This is a genomic window from Phycicoccus sp. Soil802, from assembly GCF_001429605.1.
Classification (GTDB): domain Bacteria; phylum Actinomycetota; class Actinomycetes; order Actinomycetales; family Dermatophilaceae; genus Pedococcus.
On sequence record NZ_LMSS01000003.1, the window covers coordinates 475,151 to 495,685 of the forward strand.

Sequence of the window (20,535 nt, forward strand, 5' to 3'; positions counted from 1 at the left end):
GCGCAACGAGCCGCAGGACGGTGGACTGGTAGCAACGTTAGAGCCGCCATGCGAGCTATGGCACGAGGTGTCCTTCGCAGGAGCCGTCCTTGCCGCTGGCTGAGGCGGTGTCCTCGCTGTTGGTGCCATCCGGGCACGTCGTGTTGGACCAGGTGACGTCCTTCAGGATCGCGTCCTTCATCACGGCGCCCTTCAGGTTGGCGCCTGTCAGGTTCGTCCCCGTGAGGTCGGCGCCCGCCAGCGACACCCCCGTCAGGTCGGCGCCCGACAGGTCCGCGTTGCGCAGGGTGGCGGGAGACTTCTCAGGAGGGTTGGCAGCCCAGGCAAAAACGCTGATGCCGGCCGCGGCCAGGAGCATCGCCAGCGCCAGGGCAGGCTTCATCCGGGCGAACGCGACGCGAGCCCGCGTGTACGTCGCCAGTGCGACCATGTTGTTGATGGCCTCCAGGGCGGCCTGACGATCGGGCCTGCGTTTCTCCTCGCTCTTCTTCCAGTGTTTGAGGAGCTCCTTGGGAGAGTCCTGTCCAGCAAGGTGCTCCGAGTTTCGGGCGAACCAGTCGGGGACCGGATGGCGGTATCGCTTCCACCACCCCCTGACGCCCTCGTCCGCCACGGCCCCGGAACGGACCCATTCCGCGGACAGCTCGCTGATCGTGTACCGCCGCGGAGCGAGCACGTCGAGCACCCGCCAGATCGCCCAGATGACGCCGACCAGACCCAGGGCGAGTCCGACCAGTGCGGCGGTGAACCTCGGCCCCAGCGGCAGGCTGCCGAGGCTGGACAGCTGGCTCCCCGCGACCAGGACGGCGCCGATTGCTCCCAGCGCCGCGATGAGCCACTTGGACGAGCTCGAGAGGAGCGCGTTTGCCTGTTCGAGCACCCGAGAGCGCTCATCTGACGCCTCAGTCGGCACCGGTAACCCCCTCAGTGCTCGAGCTAGTTCGACCGAGCAACCTCGGGCGGTGGATCGGGTATGGGCCGTGGCTTCGGGTTGAGCGGCCTTGGCGTAGGCCGGATTGGCTTCTCATCAGTCAATGACAAAGCGAGGATGTCCATCAGCTTTCCTCCACTCCTTCGGCCTGCTCGCCGTCAGGGTGTTCAGCCCCTTCGGCCGCCTCGTCAGAGTCCGCTCCGGACTCTTCAAAGTGATTCGGGGTTGGCCGGATCGGGGGAAAGTCGCGGTCACCGTCGCGAGTCTCTTTGCCCATCAGATCCACCCTCGGCCTGCAGACAACAACATTCAGTAGAACGCTCGCAGTTGCACAACGACTCATGCAAATGGACGAACCTTCGAGGTTCACTGCGCCACACAATGGCTCGTAGGTGGACGGCGGTTCCCGCGTCGACCGGTGGGTGATGAGGGCGTTCACAAGCCCACAGCTGAGTCTGCCTTGCTCCGCGGCCCTCACGAGCGAATCGAAGTTCAGCAGCACGGCTCGAAGGAGTCACGATGACGAACGACGTTTCCGGGCTGGCAGGCCATGCCGACTTGAAGGACGTCCCTCGCGAGGAGGTCCGGTTCGGCGTGGTGCTGAACGGTGGGGTCAGCCTCGCGGTGTGGATGGGCGGCACGGTCACCGAGCTGGACCGGCTCGCCAAGGCCGATCCTGACAAGCCGGACAGTCCCTATGCCCTGATGCTGCGACTGGCTGGCTGCGTCGCCCGGGTCGACGTCATCGCCGGCACGTCGGCTGGCGGAATCAACGGCGCTGCGCTCGCCTTGGCGCAGGTGAACCAGGCCGCCCGGATCGCGACGCTGCGCGACCTGTGGATCGAGCAGGGCCAGCTGGAGACGTTGCTCCGGACGCCGTTCGTGGGCTCTCCGTCCTCGCTGATGCGAGGCGACGAGTACTTCCTGCCCGAGCTGAGCAAGGCCCTCGGTGCCCTTGCCTGGCCACTCAAGACGACGACAGCGGCGCAGGCGCCGATCGACCTGACGATGGCCACCACCGTGCTCCAGGGCAACCAGCTGGTCACCACCGACGCCCTCGGCCAGCCGTTGCCGCAGGCCCTGCACGCGGGTCGGCTGCGTTGGAGCCGATGGCCCTCCCCGGAGCGTGATCCGGGCACCGACAAGCCGCTGCCCGACCCGTTCTCCCCGGACCGGATCCGCGCGACCGCGGCGGAGCTCGCGCTGGCGGCCCGCGCCTCCGCCAGCTTCCCGGTGGCCTTCGAGCCGACCTTCGTGCCGGTGGGCGAGGGTCGAAAGCCCGCCCAGAAGGGCCAGCCGGCGACCCGGGTCTCAGCGCGCTCAGCCGACGACCAGAAGGTGCGTCCCGACCTGGAGTCGGTCGTCGCGTCGTGGGGGGAGGTCCGGCACAGCCGCGACCGGTCCCGGTTCGCCGTCGACGGCGGCCTCCTGGCCAACACCCCGACGCACTACGCGCTGAGGGCGATCCAGGCGATGCCCGCCGATCGTCCGGTCCGGCGGGTCATGCTGCTGGTCTACCCCCACGCGCCGATGCCGGGGGAGGACCCGGCTGACGCCCTCGATGCGCCGCCAACCCTTCGCGAGACGCTGACCGGGGTGCTGTCGTCCCTGTCCGCGCAGGGGGGCCGGACGTTCGTCGAGGAGATCGAGCAGCACAACCGCGCCGCTGCCGGGCGACGAGGCACCCGCACCGACATCCTGCTCACCATCGCGGAGGCGCAGAGCGGCACCGGTCGCCAAGGCGACGCGGCAGCCGAAGGCGCAGACGCGGCATACCAAGGAGCGCATGAGGCGACGAAAGGTGGTGCGGCGCAAGCGAACCCGCCCGACGAGGTCCATGGGCCTGCAGGGCGGCAGACGGTGGAGTCGCTCGCGGGCTCGCTGTTCCCGCACTATCGGAGGCTGCGCAAGTGGCGGGCCGCTCGTGACCTGGCCCGGCGGTTGCTCGACGCGAGGGCGGCCAACATCGACCTGGCCAGTGCCGAGGTGTCGGCGTGGAGCTACGAACGGGTGCGGCAGGCGGCGCAGAACGCACAGCGGGCGCTGGACGACCCAGGCAACATCGGTATGCCGTATGTGCCGGAACACGTGCCCGACGCCGCCCACCCCGACCGCGGGCCGGGCTGGGCCTGGGGCAACAGCGGGGCCGAACGGATCGCCGAAGCCGGCATCGACCTGATCCGCCGCCTGATCTGGGTGCTGGAGCCCGGTCCGGCGTACGAGAAGGTGGCCAACGCGTTCCAGGTGGTCTCGGAGGAGTCGGTCCGCCTCACCGACTGTCGCGGGCTGATCGACGACGACTGGGAGACCGACGAGGTGCTGGTGACCCTCGAGCCGAACCAGTCCTACTGGGAGTTCCGGCTCGGGTGCTACGCCGTGCTGATGCTCGGCGTCGAGCCGCCTGGTCTCGACCAGCAGGCCCAGGACCTGGCCGCGCGGGAAGCCGCCATCGTGCGCGCCCGGACTGGTGCGCAAGGCCCTGCCGACGCGCGGGCGGCGGAGGTGCTGCGCGGCCTCCAGAAGCGGCTGGCCTCGGTCCGCGAGGACCCCGGTCACGTCGGCCGGGCGGTCCGCAGCCACGTGCTGACCGTGGTCGACTGCCTCGTGGGGATCGTGCCCTACCTCCCCGCGTCGCCGGACGCCGACGGGTGCATGACCCCGGACGACGGGCTGCTCGCCTGGCACGACTTCCTGGTGCCGGAGGCCGAGCGCGGCGGCAAGGGGGGCGCCAAGGCGCTTGACGCCGAGCAGGTGCTCACCCGGCTGCTGCAGCTGGAGGTCGCCAGCACCGCGCTCGGCGACGAGACCACGGACGGCTCGACCGTCGCGGTCGACCTGGTGCAGCTGTCGGCACAGACCGCGAACGCCTTCGCCCGACACTCGATCACCGCCGACGACAAGCTCGGTGGGATGGCGGTCCTGCGGTTCGGTGGCTTCCTGAAACGGTCATGGCGCCTCAACGACTGGATCTGGGGCCGGCTCGACGCAGCGTCCGTGCTGAGCCTCACCGTGCTGGACCCGTCACGCGTGCGTCGCGCGGCCGAGCTCTCCGGGTACCTCGTCACCGGACCACCGGCCACACTCGCCCAGCAGACGGTCGACGGCCTGGTCGTGTCGCTCTTCGGTGAGGGGTCCGCGATCGTCGCGAGTGACCCGAGACTCACCAAGCTCCGGGAGGAGGCGGTCGCCGAGCTGACCCTGACCTTCAACCCGGACACCCCGCCCGGTGACCTGCCGCCCTCGATGCCTTCTCTCGCAGCGCTTTTCGCGTGGGCCATCCACCTCGACGTGGTGCCGGAGGACCTGCCCGCCCTGCTCGGGGCGATCCGTGGCGACGAGGTCGACGGTGCCAGCTCCCGCTCCCGCGGGCAGCTCCTCGTCAAGGCTGACGCGGCCTTCCTGGACGGGGTGTCCACCAAGGTGCGCGACGGGAGCCCGCTCACGCAGGCGGAGAAGATCGAGACCCTCGCGGCGTTCGACCGCGCGGGTGTCGGGCGCGAGACGTTGGCGTCGGAGGTGAGCAGCGACCTGCTGATCCGCTCCGTCACCACCGCTGCTGCCGTCGCCGCGACCACGCTCGACTCCCCGCGCTCCGGCCTCGGCGCGCTCCGTCTGCTCACCCGCACCCTGCGGGGACTCATGCTCGTGGTCTATTGGGGCGTCGTCGGGCTCACGAGTCGCGGTGTCGCCCGTGCCCTGGCGACGCTCGGGCTGGCCTTGGGTGGCGTCCTCGTGGTGCTGTCCCTCTTCGGCGCACTGCCCGCCGCGGTGTCGGGGCCGGCGACGGCGATCGGCTTCGGGGTGCTGATCCTCGGATTCAGTTACGGGGCAATGAGATCGGGCACCGTGTTGCACGGACTCGTGCTGCTGACCCCGCTCGTCCCGCTGGTCGCCGAGGCGGTCACCCAGGCGAGGGAGGACGCCACGGAAGCCGGCGGCGCGATCCAGGGCGCCACGGTCGTCATCGCCACGGTGGTGCTCTCGTTGGGGCTCATGCTGCTGGGGTCGATCCCGGCGGTGATGGGCAGCCCGTATGCCGCGCTGGGTGGCCTCGCGGTCCGGGCGGGTGTGCTGCCCCCGGAGCACCCGAGCTCGAACACGTGGGTGCACCTCGCCCAAGGCATCTGGTGGCGGCTCCGGGGAGTGTCGCGCTACCTCGACCTCGCCCTCATCCGACTGGCCCTGGTCGCAGCGCCGTTCGGGCTCGCCATCTGGGTCACGTCGTCGGGGTGGGACCGCGTCTTCGAGACCCTCCAGGACCACTGGACGCTGTGCCTGGTCGTGGGCATCCTGCTGTCCGTGAGCGGTGTGGTCATCGCGGGGGTGACCGCGTTCGCGTTGCAGCAGCTGGCCGAGGACCGCAGCGCCGACACGGTGAGCTGGGCGTTCGGGCGGGTGGCGCACCCGGTCGGGGTCCAGGTGGGCTGGTCGGCGCTCTACGGCATCGGCTACACCGCCCTCGCGCTCGCCCTGATCCGCGACTCGTGGGGGTGGCAGTCCCGGACCTGGGCGCAGGCTCTCTGCGCCTTCGCGATCGTGGCCGGGATCCTGCTGACCGTCGTCGTCCCGATCGTCCTGCCGTTGTGGGCGATTCGCGCGGCGGCTCGGCTCGAGTACGAGCGCGCCAGGATCACTCCCGCGTTTGTCGCGGTCGCGGCCGACTTCGGCGTCGCGGACACCGGGGCCACCATCAGTGGCGCGAGGTCGTATGCCGTGGACCTCCTCCGCCGCGACCGGTCCTACCGCTGGTGGGTCAGGTATCCACCGCCCAAGCGCATCACCGACCCCGGTCCGTCACTCAAGCGACGCGGCACCAAGCTCCTCGAACGCGTCGAGCAAGAGCGCGCCGCGGTGGCGGCACGGACCCGAGGCGACGCCGGCGACTAGGCGACCTTGAGCTTCACCGACTTCTGCGCGGAAACCGTTGAACATCCGCGCTGATTGCAGGCCGTCGCAGTCACCGTCACGTCGACCACGCCGCCAGTGAAGAGGTAAGTGGTCGAAGTCGCCGTGCCCATCCATCGGCTTGACGTCGCGCACCCCGTGACCCCGGTGAAGGAGAGGGGCGCGGACTGGATCACGCGCTTGTAGACCTGCCGCACGGTGCCCTGCAGCGACGGCACGTCGGTGCCCCCGGCGCAGCCCAGCGTTCCGCTCACCTTCACCACACCGGTCTTCTTGTTGACGGTGCCGGCCGCGTCGATGTTGAGGCTCAGGGCCGGCACCGGTGGCAGGAACGCCGCGTTGAGGCTGAAGGTCCCGGTCTGCTGGAGGTCGTCGGAGGTCCCCCAGATGGCGATGAGGTATTGGGTCCCCGCATGCGCGCTGATGACCTCGTCGCAGGTCGACTCACCCACCTCGCCGTTCACGACGGGAGCGACGGCAGTGTGCACGTCGTAATTCGCGGTGACCCCGAACTGAACGAGGTCGGTGCGCGGTGCGTTCCACGAGAACCACACTTCCGGGCCCCTGCCGAACTTGTTGAAGCACCCGACGCCACCGAAGTTCGTGGTCGCGAGCGTGGTGTCCTGCGTGGTGGTGAAGGGGAGCGACGTGATGGCGGTCGCGTTCTCGGGCTCGTCGTTCGCCGGGACCACTCCGCTGCTGGGATATACGCCGATGAGGGGCCCGTAGAAGCTGTCCTGAGCCGCGGGGAGGTAGGCCACGATCAACCTGGATTCGCCCGCAGCGATGGAGAGGGCTCCGGTCTTGGAGATGTCGACCTGCCCTGTCCCGCACTCGATGACCGTTGAGGCGTCACCTGCAAGGACAGCCAGGCCAATCGGCTCGTAGCTGGCGATCCCCTGGAACTCGGCCGCGTGCACGACGAAGGTGCTTGCCTGCGTTGCGTCGTAGCGCCAGTAGGCGGGGCCGTAGATCGGGCTCGCCGCGTTGCAGGCGGTAGCCACGCGTTGGCTCGCGGCGTCGGTGGCTTCGTCGGCTTGGTACCAACTGTCAGTGGATCCGGTGAACGGCAATGACGAGAACGGGATCGCCGTTGTGGGTGTGCCGTTCACGAGGTTCTGTGCGGCGGCGTAGGTTGCCGTGCCCATCAATGCGCCCAACGTCATCGCTGTGGCGGCGAGCGCTGAGACGAAGTAGCGCGCGCGGCTACGCTGACCAACTGCTGGTGTGTCCATCCCCGACATCCCCTTGATCGTTTGAGCTGGGTGACGTAGACAGGCCCCCGCTCGCCGCCCAGCCTGACGCGGGCAAATTCGCCTCACCACAGGCAAAAGTTCCACCCGGCGTGCGAGAAATGCCGTAGTCCGCGGCCTGACGTCCCCACTGACCGGATGCGGAGCAAGTGTGGCTTGTGTAGGCCGATTCGTTCCGGATCCCCCACTGGCAGACCGCGAAGCCGGTGCTGGCGATGGTCCAAGTTCCGCCCGGCGCCACAGGTCTGGAGCAAAGGTCGTGAGGCTCGCGGGTCGAGACATCCCCGCGAGGTCACGGTGTGGAGGCATTGCTGACGGGCTGCCAGCGATGGCGGTTCGCGGAGGTGAGCCTTGGCTAGCCCCAAGGAGGCGCGGGGAAGTTGCCGGGCGTCAGCTTGGGTCCGTCGCCGGGCTTCAGGTCGTCGCGCCAGTCGTCGTCCTTGGTCCGGCCCCTGATCCGGTTCACGATGCCCTTGCCGATGACCCACGCGATCGCCAGCGCTCCGAGTCCGAAGGCGCCCATCAAGACGATTTCGAACATGGGCCAAGCCTCCCCTGAGGGATCGCGTGTCCCTGTCAGCTCAGCGTACGCCCCGAGATCCGGAAGGGGGCCGGGGTTCCCGCTCCTGGGTCAGCACGCCTGCTAGCGGTTCAGCGATCTCCCTCCGCGACGCGTTCGGGCTCGTTGGACCTCGTTTGTCGCTCGCGGTCAAGACTCGTCACGAACCATGCGGCGATGGAGGCGGTGATCGCTCCGACGAGGGCGATTCCGACCACCATGAGGGTGATGGAGATGATCCTGCCGGTGGTCGTCACGGGGTAGCGGTCCCCGTAGCCCACCGTGGTCACCGTGGTGGCCGCCCACCACAAGGCATCACCGATGGAGATGATGTTGGCCTTTGGGTCGTCTTGCTCCGCGTCGAGTACCGCCACAGCCCCGAGGCCAACTGCCATCACGGCGGCGCCGATGACGTAGGTAGTCACGCGATTGGCCAGGTTGCCCGCCGCACTCCTGTTGAGGATGCGCAGGAAGGCGAGCAGGCGAAGCAGTCGGAGTGGCCGCAGAACTGGAAGCGCGATCAGCGCGACGTCGTACCAGTGGCGGAGGGCGTAGTCGGCACGGTTGCGCGCAAGGACCAGGCGGACCACGAAGTCGAGTGCGAAGGCGGCCCAGACGGTCCAGCTGACGTAGCTCAGGAACCTGTTGAGCGTCGGATCGATCCGGGGGTCCAGCACCGGCCACGCATAGGCCACAAGAAAGGCCAGGGCCAGTAGCAGTAGGGGGACCTCGGCTCGGCGTTCCCAGCGCTCGACAGTCATGCGCGTGAGGCTACGAGGTCGACCGACTCCCTGTCCGGTGGTTGTCCCGGCCTCCAAGACATGCGGAATCGCGGGGGGAAATGGCTGCGCCCCCTCGCCGCGTGCGCCCGTCCTGGCGAGGTGACTGTGGCGTGTACGGCTGGCATGCCCGCGGACTCGCTCAACGCCAGGTACGACGACAACTGTGGATCGGCGGGCTCTGAGGGTGTAGGCAGGGGTGGGCGCGACCCGCGCGTTCGTCACCGAGGAGGATCCCATGGCCGCACTCGACAGCGCCCAGTTGCTCGCCGCCCTCGAGCCGACGGTCGAGGAGAACCTCAACCGTCACCTCGCGGCCGCCCAGGACTGGATGCCGCACGAGTACGTCCCGTGGTCGCTGGGCCGCGACTTCTCCGAGCTGGGGGGCGAGGCGTGGTCGCCAGACCAGTCGCAGCTCTCGCCGATCGCGCGCACGGCGCTGGAGGTCAACCTCCTCACTGAGGACAACCTGCCGAGCTACCACCGGGTGATCGACCAGGCCTTCGGACGGGACAGTGCCTGGGGGACCTGGGTCAACCGCTGGACCGCCGAAGAGGGGCGGCACGCGTTCTGCATCCGTGACTACCTGCTCGTCACTCGCGGCGTCGACCCCGACGAGCTGGAGCGGGCGCGCATGGACACGATGGAGACGGGTTACGACGCGGGTGACAAGCCACTGCTCAACGTCTGTGCCTATGTCTCGTTCCAGGAGCTGGCCACCCGCGTGTCGCACCGGAACACGGGCCGCTACACCGAGGAACCGATCGCCGAGAAGCTGCTCACACGGGTCGCCAAGGACGAGAACCTCCACATGATCTTCTACCGGAACCTCGTCCAGGCTGCGCTCGAGCTGACGCCGAGCCAGACGATGCGGGCGATCACCGACGAGGTGGTCACCTTCCAGATGCCCGGCGCGATCATCCCGGGGTTCGGCCGCAAGGCCGTGCAGATGGCCATGGCCGGCATCTACGACCTGCGGATCCACCACGATGACATCGTGGCTCCGATGCTGCGCCAGTGGGGCGTCTGGGACCTCGAGGGCCTCGACGCCGACGGCGAGAAGGCCCGGGAGGAGCTCGCGGCCGCCGTCGCCTCCCTCGATGAGGAGGCCGCTCGGTTCGTCGCTCGCCGCGAGGAACGCGCAGCGAAGCAGGCGGCCCGCCAAGGGGGCTAGCGTCGCTGTCGGGCCCTGAGAGAAACCACGGTCACGGCGTTCTAGCAGCTCGCCGAAGTCCCGGAGGTGGGTCGCTTCGCCATGGTCGCCCACCCTCGGTCTCCCCTGCACTGTCACAGGAAGCTCGACTGTGCTGCTCGCGTTACGAGTTGGGTTGGCAACCGCAACTCTGCCGCACCATCAACTGGACGGGCAGGCACTCCGAGACTGCGGGGATCCCCGGCTGTTCGATGCGGTCGATGAGGACCCGGACCACGGTCGCGCCCATGGCCTCCATCGGCTGGCGAACGGTGGTGAGCTGGGGGCTGATCAATCGCCCCGAAACGAGCCCGTCGAAGCCCGTCACCGCAACCTGTCCCGGGACATCGATCTTGAGTTCCCTCAACGTGTCCATGACCGCCAGGGCAACTTCGTCATTGACACACATGAAGGCGTCAGGGAGTTCATTGCGCCTCATCAGGTCCGAAATGGCCTCTCGATGGTCGCCGGCTGCCGCCAGCGGCCTGCGCGGCACGGGAAGTTTGGCGGCGCGTAGCGTGTCGCGAAACGCGTCGTAGCGTTCCCTCCGATCCGAGTCGTAGGTAGGGCCGACAAAGCGCAGGTGGCGCAGGTTGTGTGTCTCCACGAGGTGTTGGGTCAGCGCCCGCATCCCAGCCGCGTTGTCCACGCGTACCGTGCTCAGCGCGTCATCGCCTGGTCCACTGAGGAGCACCACTGGCAGGCGCTCAGCCACGCGGCGGACCTCTGCGTCGTCCGCCATTCCAGCAAAGAACAATGCAAAGCCATCGACCCGCCCGGCCATGTCTGTCAGAACTGCTTCGGCGTTGGAGGGATTGGCTCCGGCGACCATCACCGCATACCCCCGGCGCCAGCACTCCTGCTCGACGCCCCGTTGGACCTCGTCCACGAACACCGGGAACGAGCGGAAGTCATCGTTCGCATCCCCCGAACCCGAAATGCCTGCGATTTCGGGGGCGGCGTGGGGCCGGTAATCCAGCGAGATCAAGCCCAAGGCACCTGTCCGACCGCCGGCCAGTCCCCGGGCGCTACCGCTTGGTATGTAACCCAGTTCGCGGGCAGCCGCGTGGACCAGGTGCCGTGTCGCTTCTTTCACCTTTTCGGGTCGCCGAAAAGTGAAGGACACCGTCGCGATCGACACGCCGGCTCGCTCGGCGACCTCGTAAACAGTGGGACCCCTGCGCATCAGGCAACCTCCTGATGCGCACTATATGCGCATAGACCGGCAGATCTTCCAGGGGGTGCGAGCCGGGCATCTCCGCCGATGGACGGGCAGACGACCTCACGACGTCGTCTCGCTCGGCGCGCGCGGCCACGTCCCAGCGCGCTCACCCAAGGGACGCGCGCGATGAAAACAGGAGTCGGGACCCCCTTGCCACGCGGGAATCTATGCGCTTAACTTTGCGTCGAACTTAAGCGCATAGATTCTCGAACGCCGATCAGCAGGTCGGCCAGGGTTCCCAAGCCAAAAGCGACTGTGACCCTGGCCCACGGCTAGCCCCACGTGGCGCTCGCCGTCTCTCGTTTCTCCCAATTGGGGACGCGAACGGTGTTCGCGGAGCGCACTCACTCCGACCGGAGAGCAGCTGGATGCCCTGACAAGGGCAGCACCCGTCTGGCGCATCGCACTTACACACGACCCCGGTCGAGAAAGAACTCTCTGACCTGTGACGACTCATGACTTGGAGACCATGGTGGGACAGTCGGTCCGCTCTGCGATGTACCTGGATCCGGAAGCTCCCGTGGGGGCGCGGGTCGACGACCTGCTCCCCCGAATGAGCCTGGCGGAGAAGGTCGGGCAGTTGTTGATGCTTGATGCTCAGCACGAGGATCTCGTGGACATCGTGTCGACCAAGCTGGCCGGGTCGGTGCTGCACGTGCCTCCGGCCCGAATGCCCGAGGTCATGGAACTGAGCCGACGAACGCGGCTCAGCATTCCGCTGCTCACGGCCGAGGACGGTATCCACGGCCATTCGTTCTGGCCCGGCGCGACAATCTTCCCAACTCAGCTGGCCATGGCTTGCACCTGGGATCCCTCGTTGCTGCAGCGTGTCGCCCGCGCGGCCGCGACCGAGATCTCGTCCACAGGCACCCACTGGACCCTGTCGCCGGTGCTGTGCATCGCTCGGGACCTGCGCTGGGGTCGGATCAACGAAACCTTCGGCGAGGACCCGTTCCTGATCGGCGAGCTCGGCGCAGCGATGGTCCGCGGATATCAGGGCGACGGCCTCGGCGACCGTACCGCCGTGCTGGCCTGCGCCAAGCACTTCGCCGGCTACTCCGAGACCCTTGGCGGGCGCGACGCGAGCGAGGCCGACCTGAGCCCCCGCAAGCTCCGGTCCTGGTTTCTTCCTCCATTCGAGCGCGCAGTCCGCGCCGGCTGCCGCACGTTCATGCTGGGGTACCAGTCGATCGACGGAGTGCCGATCACGGCGCATCAGTGGCTGCTCGACGACGTCCTCAAGCGCGAGTGGGGTTTCGCCGGCGTATTGGTGACCGACTGGGACAACGTCGGCCGGATGGTCTACGACCAGCGCATATGCGCCGACCAGGTCGAGGCGGCGGCAGTCGCGGTCAACTCCGGGAACGACCTGATCATGGCGACACCAGCATTCTTCGAGGCCGCGCAGGAGGCTGTCGCCCTCGGCCTGGTCGACGAGAAGCAGATCGATGACGCAGTACGGCGGGTCCTGCGGCAGAAGTTCGAGCTTGGGCTCTTCGAGGACCCCCGCGGCCCCGACCCCGAGCGGCAGGCAAAGGAAATCGGCTGCCGCGAACACGCCGCTCTCAACCTGGACACGGCTCGTCGCTCTCTGGTGCTGCTGCGCAACGACGGCGTCCTGCCTCTCGAAGGCGGCCTGACCGCGGACGGAACCAACCGCACCGCAGGCCGGGTCCCATCGCGGACAGTCGCCGTCATCGGGCCCAACGCCGACAGCCCCGAAGCCATGCTCGGCGACTGGGCAGGTGCCAGCGGCCAGGTCCGGTGGATGCCCGACGGACATCCGCGCGAGTCGGTGGAGACGGTGCTCGACGGCCTTCGCGCCATCGCGCCTGCCGACTGGACCGTCACTCACGCCCGCGGGGCCGACATCGGATGCCCCGCCACCCACGATGAGTGGTCCCTCGGGCCCGACGGCCAACCGCAGGCACCGGCCTTCACCCCCGCGGCGGACGACCAGGCACAACTTCGGGAAGCCACCGCCACCGCCGCTGCCGCCGACTACGCCGTCGTCGTGGTGGGGGACACCATCGCCCTCACAGGCGAGGGGCGCTCCACGGCCACCCTCGACCTCCAAGGCGGCCAGATCGCGCTGCTGGACGCGGTTGCCGCCACTGGCACCCCGATGATCGTCGTCCTGATCCAGTCCAAGCCGAGCACCCTGCCGGAGTCGGCCCTCAACGCGGCAGCGCTCATCGAAGCGTTCAACCCGGGCATGCGCGGCGGTCGCGCCATCGCCGAACTCCTCCTCGGACTCATCGAACCCAGCGGTCGACTCCCAATCACGTTCGCGCGGCATGTCGGACAGCAACCGGTCTTCTACAACCAGGTGCGAGGCCAGCACGGGAGCCGGTACGCGGATCTCACCCAAGACCCCTTGTTCATGTTCGGCGAGGGGCTCAGCTACACCACCATCACCTACTCCGACCTCGTCGTGGACCACCCGGACGTCTGCGCTGACGGCAGTGTCAATGCCACGGTGCGACTCACCAACAGCGGGACCCGTCCGGCTTTGGAAACGGTGCAGGCCTTTGTCAGCGACCTGACCACCAGCGTCACCTGGGCCGAACAGGAGTTGAAGGCCTTCACCCAGGTCGTGATCCCTCCCGGCGAAAGCGTCGACGTCGACATCAGCATTCCTGCCTCGCAGTGCTCACTGGTCACCGCCGCCAACCGGCGCGTGGTCGAGCCGGGTGATTTCACACTCCGCGTCGGCCCCAGCTCACGCCGAGACAAGCAGCTGAGCGCGGGATTCCGCATCTCATCGAGGGCCGACCCTTGAACGCCGCGAACACCACCACAACACCGTGGGGTTGCGACTCACCCCAACCCACGAAGGCACAACTCCCCCGCTGCGGCCCGGCCGCATCGGTCGCACGACCCAACCATGTTGAAGAAAGGAAGCTCATGCGTGCATCAAACGCAGCCAAGGCAACGGTCGTAGCGGCCGCCGTGGCACTGCTGACATCGGGGTGTCTCTCCGGCTCGCCCAGCGGCGCCTCTACGGGGACCGCAACCGGGCCAGGAAAGTCGACCGTCGAGGTCATGTACGGGTTCGGCGACAGCCAGGAGGCGGCTTTCCAGAAGGACCTCAACGTCTTCGCCCAGGCCAACGGGTTCAAGATCAAGTTCACCAAGGCCGGCTCCTGGGACACCGAGATCCGTGCGCGCGTCGCCGGCGGCAGTGCGCCGGACGTTGGCCTGTTTCCCCAGCCGGGCCTCATGTGTGGCCTGGCCGCGCAGAACAAGGTCGTTCCGTACGACGACGCGACGGTGCAGTTGGACGCGGCGACCCTCGTCCCCGGGTTCGTCGGGGCGGGCACCTGCCCCGACGGAAAGGTCTACGGCCTGCCCGCAGCCGTCAGCGTCAAGAGCCTCCTGTGGTACGACAAGCCGGCCTTTGCGGCCGCCGGATACACCGTGCCGAAGACGCTCGATGACTTGACCGCCCTCACCGACAAGATCAGGTCGGAGGGGAAGACCCCTTGGTGCATCGCCGCAGAATCCGGCCAGGCGACCGGGTGGCCGCTCACCGACTGGATCGAGGACCTGGTTCTGCGGCTGGCCGGGCCGGAGAACTACGACAAGTGGGTCAAGGGAGAGCTCAAGTTCTCCAGCCCCGAGATCAAGCCCGCCTTCGAGTACCTCCAGAAGATCGCCATGACCAATGGCAACGTCCTCGGGGGAACCAAGGCCATCATCGCGACGGGTTTCCAGACCGGTGGTAACGCCCTGTTCAAGCAGCCTCCGGGCTGCTACCTGTTCAAGCAGGCCACCTTCGTGGCCGGCAAGGGTGGCTTCCCGGACGCCGTCCTCGCCAAGCTGGACACCGAGGTCGGCGTCGCCGCCTTCCCCGCGAAGCAAGCCGGCAACAACCCCGTCCTCACCGGCGGCGACCTTGCCGCGGCCTTCAGCAACGACGCCAACTCAGTCAAGCTGCGCAACTTCATTGCCAGCAAGGAGAACGGCGTCGAGGTCGGTAAGGCCGGCTACTTCTCGCCGCACAAGTCGTTCGACGTCTCGCTCTACCCCAACGAGATGCTCCGGACGATTGCCTCAGACGTCCTCTACAGCTCCACGGCCGCCCGCTTCGACGGATCCGACCTCATGCCCGCCAAGGTCGGGGCCGGGACCTTCTGGACCGAGCCGGTCGCGTGGATCTCGGGGAAGGAGAGCCTCGACGAGGCGCTCAAGAAGATCGACGCCAGCTGGCCGAAGGCCGGCAGCTGAACTCTGGTGGCCGCGGGAGCTTCAGGAGCCCGCGGCCACCAGCCTCCAGACCAGGTGACGTCGTCGCCATCGCTTGCACGAAAGGACAGCCCCATGGTGATCAAGCTCGCCAGCGCGGTACTCGCGATCCTCGGAGGCATCAGCGGCGCGATGCTCCTCTTCTGGATCCTCAACAAGCTCGTGGAGTCCCTCGGCCACCGTTGGGAGGACCGAATCAAACCCTGGGCCTTCGCGGGCCCTGCGATCCTCGCTATCGGCGTCTACCTCATCTACCCAGCTGTAGTCACCGTCCAGCTCAGTTTCGCGAACGCCACATCAACGACGTACGTCGGACTGGCGAACTACAAGGACCTGCTGACGAGCAGCGACTTCCTCGGCGTCCTGCTCAACAACCTCCTGTGGATCCTCATTGTCCCCGCAGGCACCATCGTCCTGGGGCTCGGCGTCGCAGTCCTCGCCGATCGACTTCGGCCGAGGGGAGAGAGGGTCACCAAGACCGCCATCTTTCTCCCGATGGCGATCAGCATGGTCGGTGCAGCGACGATCTGGCGCACCATCTACGAGTACCAGCCGGAGGGTGAAACCCAGACAGGGTTGCTCAACGCCGTCCAGGGACTCTTCCACGCCGGTCCCACGTTCTGGTACTCGATCGAGACACTCCACCTCAACAGCCTGCTCCTCATGGTCATCCTCATCTGGACCCAGGCTGGCTACTCAATGGTGTTGTTGTCCTCTGCCATCAAGGCCACACCCGAGGAAACCATCGAAGCGGCGCGGATCGATGGCGCGAACGAACGGCGGATCTTCTTCAGAATCATCGTTCCTCAGATCAAGGGCACGATCATCACCGTCTTCATCACCGTGCTCATCGGAGTCATGAAGGTCTTCGACATCGTGTACGTGACGACCAACGGCGCCTTCAACACGGACGTCATCGGCCGGCGGTTCTACAACGAACTCTTCACCAACGGCAACGCGGGCTACGCCGCGACCATCGTCGTCCTGCTGATGCTGGCCATCACTCCGGTCCTCATCGTGCAAGTGCGGCACTTCAAGGCCGAGGAGGCAGGCAGATGACCGACATCATGGACCCCCCGCGCGCAGGCGGCAGCAGGACAAAACCGTCCCGGCGCTCGCTCCGTGCCAAGAGCGCCGACGGGCGTGGTGGAGGCATGGTCACCGGCGCGGCAACATGGCCGGTACGTATCGTCCTCACATTCGCCTGCGTCGTGTGGCTCATGCCCATCGCGGGCTTGCTGATCAACTCGTTCCGCACCAGGGACAGCCAGTTCAACTCCGGCTGGTGGAGCGTCTTCGGCAACCCGCTCGACGCGACCCAGTGGACCCTCAACAACTATGACCGTGTGCTCAGCAGTGCCGACGCCAACGGCGCCAACATGGGCGAAGCATTCATCAACAGCCTTGTGGTCACGGTTCCAGCGACCGTCATCCCGATCCTCATCGCCGCCTTCGCCGCCTACGCCTTCACCTTCATGACATGGCGCGGCCGCAACGTCATATTCGTCGTGATCGTTGGCCTGCTCGTCGTCCCCAACCAGGTCGCCCTCGTGCCGCTCCTCAAGCTCTACGGCCAACTCGGAATCAACCAGACGTTCCTCGCTGTGTGGCTCACCCACCTAGGGTTTGGCATGCCGCTGGCGGTCTACATCTTCCGCGGCTACATGTCGGGCCTGCCCGGCGAGATCATCGAGTCTGCCAAGATCGACGGCGCCAGCCACTTCACCACCTTCTGGCGCCTCATCGTTCCGATGTCCGTCCCCGCCCTCGCCTCGTTCGCCATCTTCCAGTTCCTCTGGGTCTGGAACGACCTGCTCGTCGCCCTGCTCTTCCTTGGCCGTGGGGAAAACACCGTCCTCACCGTCGCCCTCCAGGGACTGCAAGGACAGACCGGGCAAGGGCGGGAACTCATCCCAGCGGCGGGCTTCGTGACCATCATCGTCCCGGTCTTGGTTTTCCTGTCACTTCAACGGTTCTTCATCCGCGGCATGACCACGGGCGCGGTCAAGGGCTGAGGTGAGACGGCTCCATGTCCGCCATGACTCAATCTCCTCGCCCGGCGCCAAACGGCGACGCACCAACCTCCGCGTCGCAGAACCACCCTGCGGTTGCAGGAACCGAACCGGGAGGGCCCACCCGGGACGACGGGTTGAAGTCGGCGAGAGCGCATCCCAGGGACCAGCACGCAGGCGGCACGCCCACGGTCAGGGATGTGGCCCGGATCGCTGGAGTGAGCATCGCCACCGTCTCGCGCGTCGTGAACGGAAATCCCCACGTTCGCGACACCACCCGCGCTGCTGTGCTCCAGGCGATTGGGTTGGTGGGGTATGAACGGAACGAGGCTGCGGCATCGATGAGGCGGATGCACAAGGTTGCGCTACCCGTCGACCGGGAGGCCTTCAGTGGGGAAGCCATTGCATCCGAAGGAGCCAAGGCTGAAGGTCTCCCAACGAGTCCTTCTGCCAGGAGCTAGATGAGCGAGCACCTGTTTCCCAAGTACCACGTGCGTCCACCCACCGGGTACATGAACGACCCGAACGGCCCGATCCTCGTCGGGGACCTCGCCCACCTCTACTACCAGTACCGGCCCACCCTCGACCTTGCATCACCAGTCCTGTGGGCCCACGTCACCAGTACAGACCTCGTGCACTGGGACTACCACAGGCCCGCGATCACCCCGCATCCACAGCTGGGCGACCGAGGCGGGTGCTGGTCCGGGAACACCGTCCTCGACGACTCGTCGCTCGTGCGGGCCTTCTACTCCGGAAACGTCATCGGCGAGCCGCTGCAACGCACCCTCAGCGCTACCTCGAGCGACGGCGGCTTCTCCTTCGCCCGGCCGCGCGAGGTCGTGGAGAGTCCGGCTGCTGTGGAGAACATCGAGGTCCTCCGTGACCCGTTCGTGTGGCGCGACGGACCCATCTGGCGGATGGCCATGGGTGCCGGCACCTCCGATGAGACCGCCATGGTCCGGCTCTACGAGTCCGACGACCTCGAAACCTGGGCGTACGCCGGGCCCCTACTGAGAATGCCTCGCACGAGGACCGACGGATGGGACTCGGGCGCCATGTGGGAGTGCCCTCAGGTCCTGGTCCTCGACGGTCAGCTCGTCGCGATCGTCGGGTCCTGGTCGCCAACCGAGGGGATCATGAACGTCCTCTCGGTCGCAGCCCCGGATCGCTCGACCAACCCGGAGGTGGAGGCGTCGGCCCTGCACTTGGTCGACCACGGCCCCAACTTCTATGCGGCATCGGCCCTGGGCCACAGCCCTTACGGCCCACTCGTCTGGGGCTGGGCGACGGAGGGACGCTCCCCGGAGTGGTGCCAGGCGGACGGCTGGTCGGGGATGCTCACCCTTCCTCGCGCGGTGTCTCTCCGGCCCGACGGCGCTCTCTCCAGCGCGCCGCTTGCGCAGATGTCGACATTGCGAGTGGAGCAGTCCGGTCGGGCCGTGCCCGGAAGCCTCGATGGACTCGGGGCCCAATTGGAACTCTTGATGACCCCCCTCGGCCCCGTCACTGACGACGCATGCGTCCTGCGCCTCCACTTCGGGCAGGGTGAGTACCTCGAAATCTCGGTCGACTACGGTGCGAACAGCGTCACGATCGATCGCGAGCAGGCGAGCCACGACCCCAGGGCCGACGGAGGCGTGTTCACCCTCAGCGACCTCGACGAACTGCGCTCTACCGACGGCATCGTGGGGTTCGTAGACGGGTCCATCCTCGAGCTCTTCCTCCCGGGCGGCAGGGTCGCGACGACCAGGTTCTACCCAACCAATCCACCACCATGGTCGCTAGAGCTGACCGGGCACAAGCACGCCCACGTACGCGTATGGGAGTTGACAGGCTCGGATCGCTCCCCGCACCAGACGGGTAGGCCGGGCGACGGACCAACCTCCTCGGACTCTTGGACGTCTCAGGGGTGAAGCGTTCCGCCGAGCCGAGGTGGTGGTCCCCATGCGGGCCCGTTCCGGTCTGATCCGTGGTCTCGTCGTTGCCACAGCTGTGGGAGTGGTCTCGGTCGGTGCCCCGGCCGTTCCCCGCGCGGAGGCGACCACCGCTGCGGGATTGGCGCAGGCGGCATACACGCGGATGAGTAACGCTCAGCGCATCGGCCAACTGTTCATGGTCGGCACGCCAGCCACCGGTCTGTCCTCCGCTGCGGCGACCGCGATCGGGAAATACCACGTCGGCAATGTGATCCTCACCGGCCGGTCCACGGTCGGCGCCGCGCCGATCCGTGCCCTGACTGCGCGCCTCGACCGGCTGGCCACGGGCACCGCCACGGCGGGCGTCCCGCTGTGGATCTCCACGGACCAGGAGGGCGGCTACGTCCAGGTGTTGCAAGGCAGCGGGTTCTCGCGGATGCCGACCGCCCTGACCATGGGTACGTGGTCGACGACCACCCTGACGTCGTCAGCGCGGACCTGGGGTCGACAACTGCGCCGCGCTGGCGTGGACGTGAACCTCGCTCCGGTGCTCGACACCGTACCTGCTGCGACTGCGTCGACCAACCCGCCGATTGGCCACTGGCAGAGGGAGTTTGGCCACACACCGAGCGTTGTGACGACCAAGGGTGGCGCGTTCCTCTCGGGCGAGCGTTCGGCTGACCTCGCGATGACGGCCAAGCACTTCCCCGGGCTGGGCTACGTCACTGCCAACACCGACACCACCGCGGGTGTGAAGGACACCGTGACGACGACGAGCTCCGCTTCGATCGCGCCGTTCAGGTCGGCCGTGGCGAACGGCGTCCCGATCGTCATGACGTCGTCGGCGGTCTACACCAAGATCGACGGGTCGCGTCCGGCGGTGTTCTCGCCGACTGTCATCACTGGCCTCCTTCGGACGAACCTCGGCTTTAGCGGCGTCGTCATGAGCGACGACCTCGGCAACGCCAAGGCGGTCGCGGCATGGTCGGCGGGCGACCGTGCAGTCCGCTTCATCGACGCCGGAGGGGACGAGGTGCTGACCGTCAACGCCTCGACCATCCCGGTGATGGTGACCGCGGTGACCTCGCGCGCCGCGAGTGACTCTGTCTTCCGCGGCAAGGTTGCGACGGCGGTGATGAGGGTGCTCACCGCGAAGGCTGCCGAGGGGCTACTCGGCGCTCGACTCGCGCTGGACGGATCCCTCGGCGCCCACACGATCTCCGCGCTCCAGCGCTGGCTCGGCGTCAGCGTCACCGGCACGCTCAACCCGACGACGATCCGGGCACTGCAGACGCGAGTCGGCACGACCCCCGACGGTGTCTGGGGTCTGGCGTCCATCCGGGCCCTCCAGCTCTACCTCGGCATCGCGACCGACGGTGCGCGGACGTGGAACTCGCGGACCGTGACACAGCTGCAGGGCTACCTCAACACGCAGCTCTGACGTCTCGCCGCACGCGCGGCTTCAGTCACTCCTCCTGCTCCGCCTGTCTCCCCACGAACGGGCTTCGGCAGGCAGTC

The 20,535-nt window shown here is 67.6% G+C and carries 14 protein-coding genes; 9 read left to right on the forward strand and 5 right to left on the reverse strand.

Annotated features, from left to right (window positions below; translation table 11 throughout):
- Positions 1–55: 55 nt before the first annotated feature.
- The gene (locus tag ASG91_RS21015; RefSeq protein ID WP_056922253.1) at positions 56–880 is read right to left on the reverse strand and encodes a pentapeptide repeat-containing protein; all 825 of its coding nucleotides are present in this window, start codon (positions 878–880) and stop codon (positions 56–58) included.
- A gap of 570 nt (positions 881–1,450) precedes the next feature.
- Between ASG91_RS21015 and ASG91_RS08880 the strand changes: the two genes are divergently transcribed.
- Positions 1,451–5,818, forward strand: a complete 4,368-nt coding sequence (locus tag ASG91_RS08880; RefSeq protein ID WP_056922254.1) for a patatin-like protein — start codon at positions 1,451–1,453, stop codon at positions 5,816–5,818.
- On the opposite strand, the gene ASG91_RS08885 is transcribed toward ASG91_RS08880, so the two are convergent.
- The 3 genes from ASG91_RS08885 to ASG91_RS08895 all read right to left on the reverse strand — a co-directional run bounded on the left by ASG91_RS08885 (position 5,815) and on the right by ASG91_RS08895 (position 8,409).
- Positions 5,815–6,984 carry a hypothetical protein gene (locus tag ASG91_RS08885; RefSeq protein WP_056922255.1) on the reverse strand — a complete coding sequence of 390 codons (1,170 nt, stop codon included), beginning with the start codon at positions 6,982–6,984 and terminating at the stop codon, positions 5,815–5,817. The genes ASG91_RS08880 and ASG91_RS08885 overlap by 4 nt on opposite strands.
- Before the next feature lie 460 nt (positions 6,985–7,444).
- Complete coding sequence (locus ASG91_RS08890) at positions 7,445–7,630, reverse strand: hypothetical protein (protein ID WP_056922256.1); 186 nt, start codon at positions 7,628–7,630, stop codon at positions 7,445–7,447.
- 110 nt (positions 7,631–7,740) lie between these two features.
- Positions 7,741–8,409: a potassium channel family protein gene (locus tag ASG91_RS08895; RefSeq protein ID WP_082594027.1), complete on the reverse strand. Its 669-nt coding sequence runs from the start codon at positions 8,407–8,409 to the stop codon at positions 7,741–7,743.
- A gap of 256 nt (positions 8,410–8,665) precedes the next feature.
- Between ASG91_RS08895 and ASG91_RS08900 the strand changes: the two genes are divergently transcribed.
- Positions 8,666–9,601, forward strand: coding sequence for an acyl-ACP desaturase (locus ASG91_RS08900; protein WP_056922341.1), 936 nt, complete (start codon positions 8,666–8,668; stop codon positions 9,599–9,601).
- A 142-nt stretch (positions 9,602–9,743) separates the two neighbouring features.
- Here ASG91_RS08900 and ASG91_RS08905 read toward each other — a convergent pair whose 3' ends face one another.
- On the reverse strand, positions 9,744–10,805 hold the full coding sequence (locus ASG91_RS08905) for a LacI family DNA-binding transcriptional regulator (protein WP_056922258.1): 1,062 nt from the start codon (positions 10,803–10,805) through the stop codon (positions 9,744–9,746).
- Between the two features lie 505 nt (positions 10,806–11,310).
- On the opposite strand from ASG91_RS08905, the gene ASG91_RS08910 reads away from it, so the two are divergent.
- From ASG91_RS08910 to ASG91_RS08935, 7 genes are all read left to right on the forward strand, one after another.
- Positions 11,311–13,623 (forward strand): glycoside hydrolase family 3 N-terminal domain-containing protein, encoded by a 2,313-nt coding sequence (locus ASG91_RS08910; protein ID WP_056922259.1) that lies wholly within the window; start codon positions 11,311–11,313, stop codon positions 13,621–13,623.
- A gap of 263 nt (positions 13,624–13,886) precedes the next feature.
- A complete protein-coding gene (locus tag ASG91_RS08915) occupies positions 13,887–15,071 on the forward strand; it encodes an ABC transporter substrate-binding protein (RefSeq protein ID WP_056922260.1) in 1,185 nt (394 codons plus the stop codon).
- Positions 15,072–15,164: 93 nt separating this feature from the next.
- Positions 15,165–16,148: a carbohydrate ABC transporter permease gene (locus ASG91_RS08920; RefSeq protein WP_056922261.1), complete on the forward strand. Its 984-nt coding sequence runs from the start codon at positions 15,165–15,167 to the stop codon at positions 16,146–16,148.
- Positions 16,145–17,104, forward strand: coding sequence for a carbohydrate ABC transporter permease (locus tag ASG91_RS08925; RefSeq protein ID WP_235545493.1), 960 nt, complete (start codon positions 16,145–16,147; stop codon positions 17,102–17,104). The genes ASG91_RS08920 and ASG91_RS08925 overlap by 4 nt, the downstream gene beginning before the upstream one ends.
- 23 nt (positions 17,105–17,127) lie before the next feature.
- Complete coding sequence (locus ASG91_RS21020) at positions 17,128–17,562, forward strand: LacI family DNA-binding transcriptional regulator (RefSeq protein WP_200961272.1); 435 nt, start codon at positions 17,128–17,130, stop codon at positions 17,560–17,562.
- A complete protein-coding gene (locus ASG91_RS08930; protein WP_056922263.1) occupies positions 17,563–19,014 on the forward strand; it encodes a glycoside hydrolase family 32 protein in 1,452 nt (483 codons plus the stop codon).
- 31 nt (positions 19,015–19,045) lie between these two features.
- Positions 19,046–20,458, forward strand: a complete 1,413-nt coding sequence (locus ASG91_RS08935; protein WP_082594030.1) for a glycoside hydrolase family 3 N-terminal domain-containing protein — start codon at positions 19,046–19,048, stop codon at positions 20,456–20,458.
- Positions 20,459–20,535: the final 77 nt, after the last annotated feature.

Bases quoted from the DNA above. Each gene is read 5' to 3' on its own strand.
- ASG91_RS08880 (WP_056922254.1), top strand. From the start codon at position 1,451: ATGACGAACGACGTTTCCGGGCTGGCAGGCCATGCCGACTTGAAGGAC.
- ASG91_RS08905 (WP_056922258.1), bottom strand. From the start codon at position 10,805: ATGCGCAGGGGTCCCACTGTTTACGAGGTCGCCGAGCGAGCCGGCGTG.
- ASG91_RS08890 (WP_056922256.1), bottom strand. From the start codon at position 7,630: ATGTTCGAAATCGTCTTGATGGGCGCCTTCGGACTCGGAGCGCTGGCG.
- ASG91_RS08885 (WP_056922255.1), bottom strand. From the start codon at position 6,984: ATGGGCACGGCAACCTACGCCGCCGCACAGAACCTCGTGAACGGCACA.
- ASG91_RS21020 (WP_200961272.1), top strand. From the start codon at position 17,128: ATGACTCAATCTCCTCGCCCGGCGCCAAACGGCGACGCACCAACCTCC.
- ASG91_RS08910 (WP_056922259.1), top strand. From the start codon at position 11,311: ATGGTGGGACAGTCGGTCCGCTCTGCGATGTACCTGGATCCGGAAGCT.
- ASG91_RS08935 (WP_082594030.1), top strand. From the start codon at position 19,046: ATGCGGGCCCGTTCCGGTCTGATCCGTGGTCTCGTCGTTGCCACAGCT.
- ASG91_RS08900 (WP_056922341.1), top strand. From the start codon at position 8,666: ATGGCCGCACTCGACAGCGCCCAGTTGCTCGCCGCCCTCGAGCCGACG.
- ASG91_RS08920 (WP_056922261.1), top strand. From the start codon at position 15,165: ATGGTGATCAAGCTCGCCAGCGCGGTACTCGCGATCCTCGGAGGCATC.
- ASG91_RS08915 (WP_056922260.1), top strand. From the start codon at position 13,887: ATGTACGGGTTCGGCGACAGCCAGGAGGCGGCTTTCCAGAAGGACCTC.
- ASG91_RS08895 (WP_082594027.1), bottom strand. From the start codon at position 8,409: ATGACTGTCGAGCGCTGGGAACGCCGAGCCGAGGTCCCCCTACTGCTA.
- ASG91_RS08930 (WP_056922263.1), top strand. From the start codon at position 17,563: ATGAGCGAGCACCTGTTTCCCAAGTACCACGTGCGTCCACCCACCGGG.
- ASG91_RS08925 (WP_235545493.1), top strand. From the start codon at position 16,145: ATGACCGACATCATGGACCCCCCGCGCGCAGGCGGCAGCAGGACAAAA.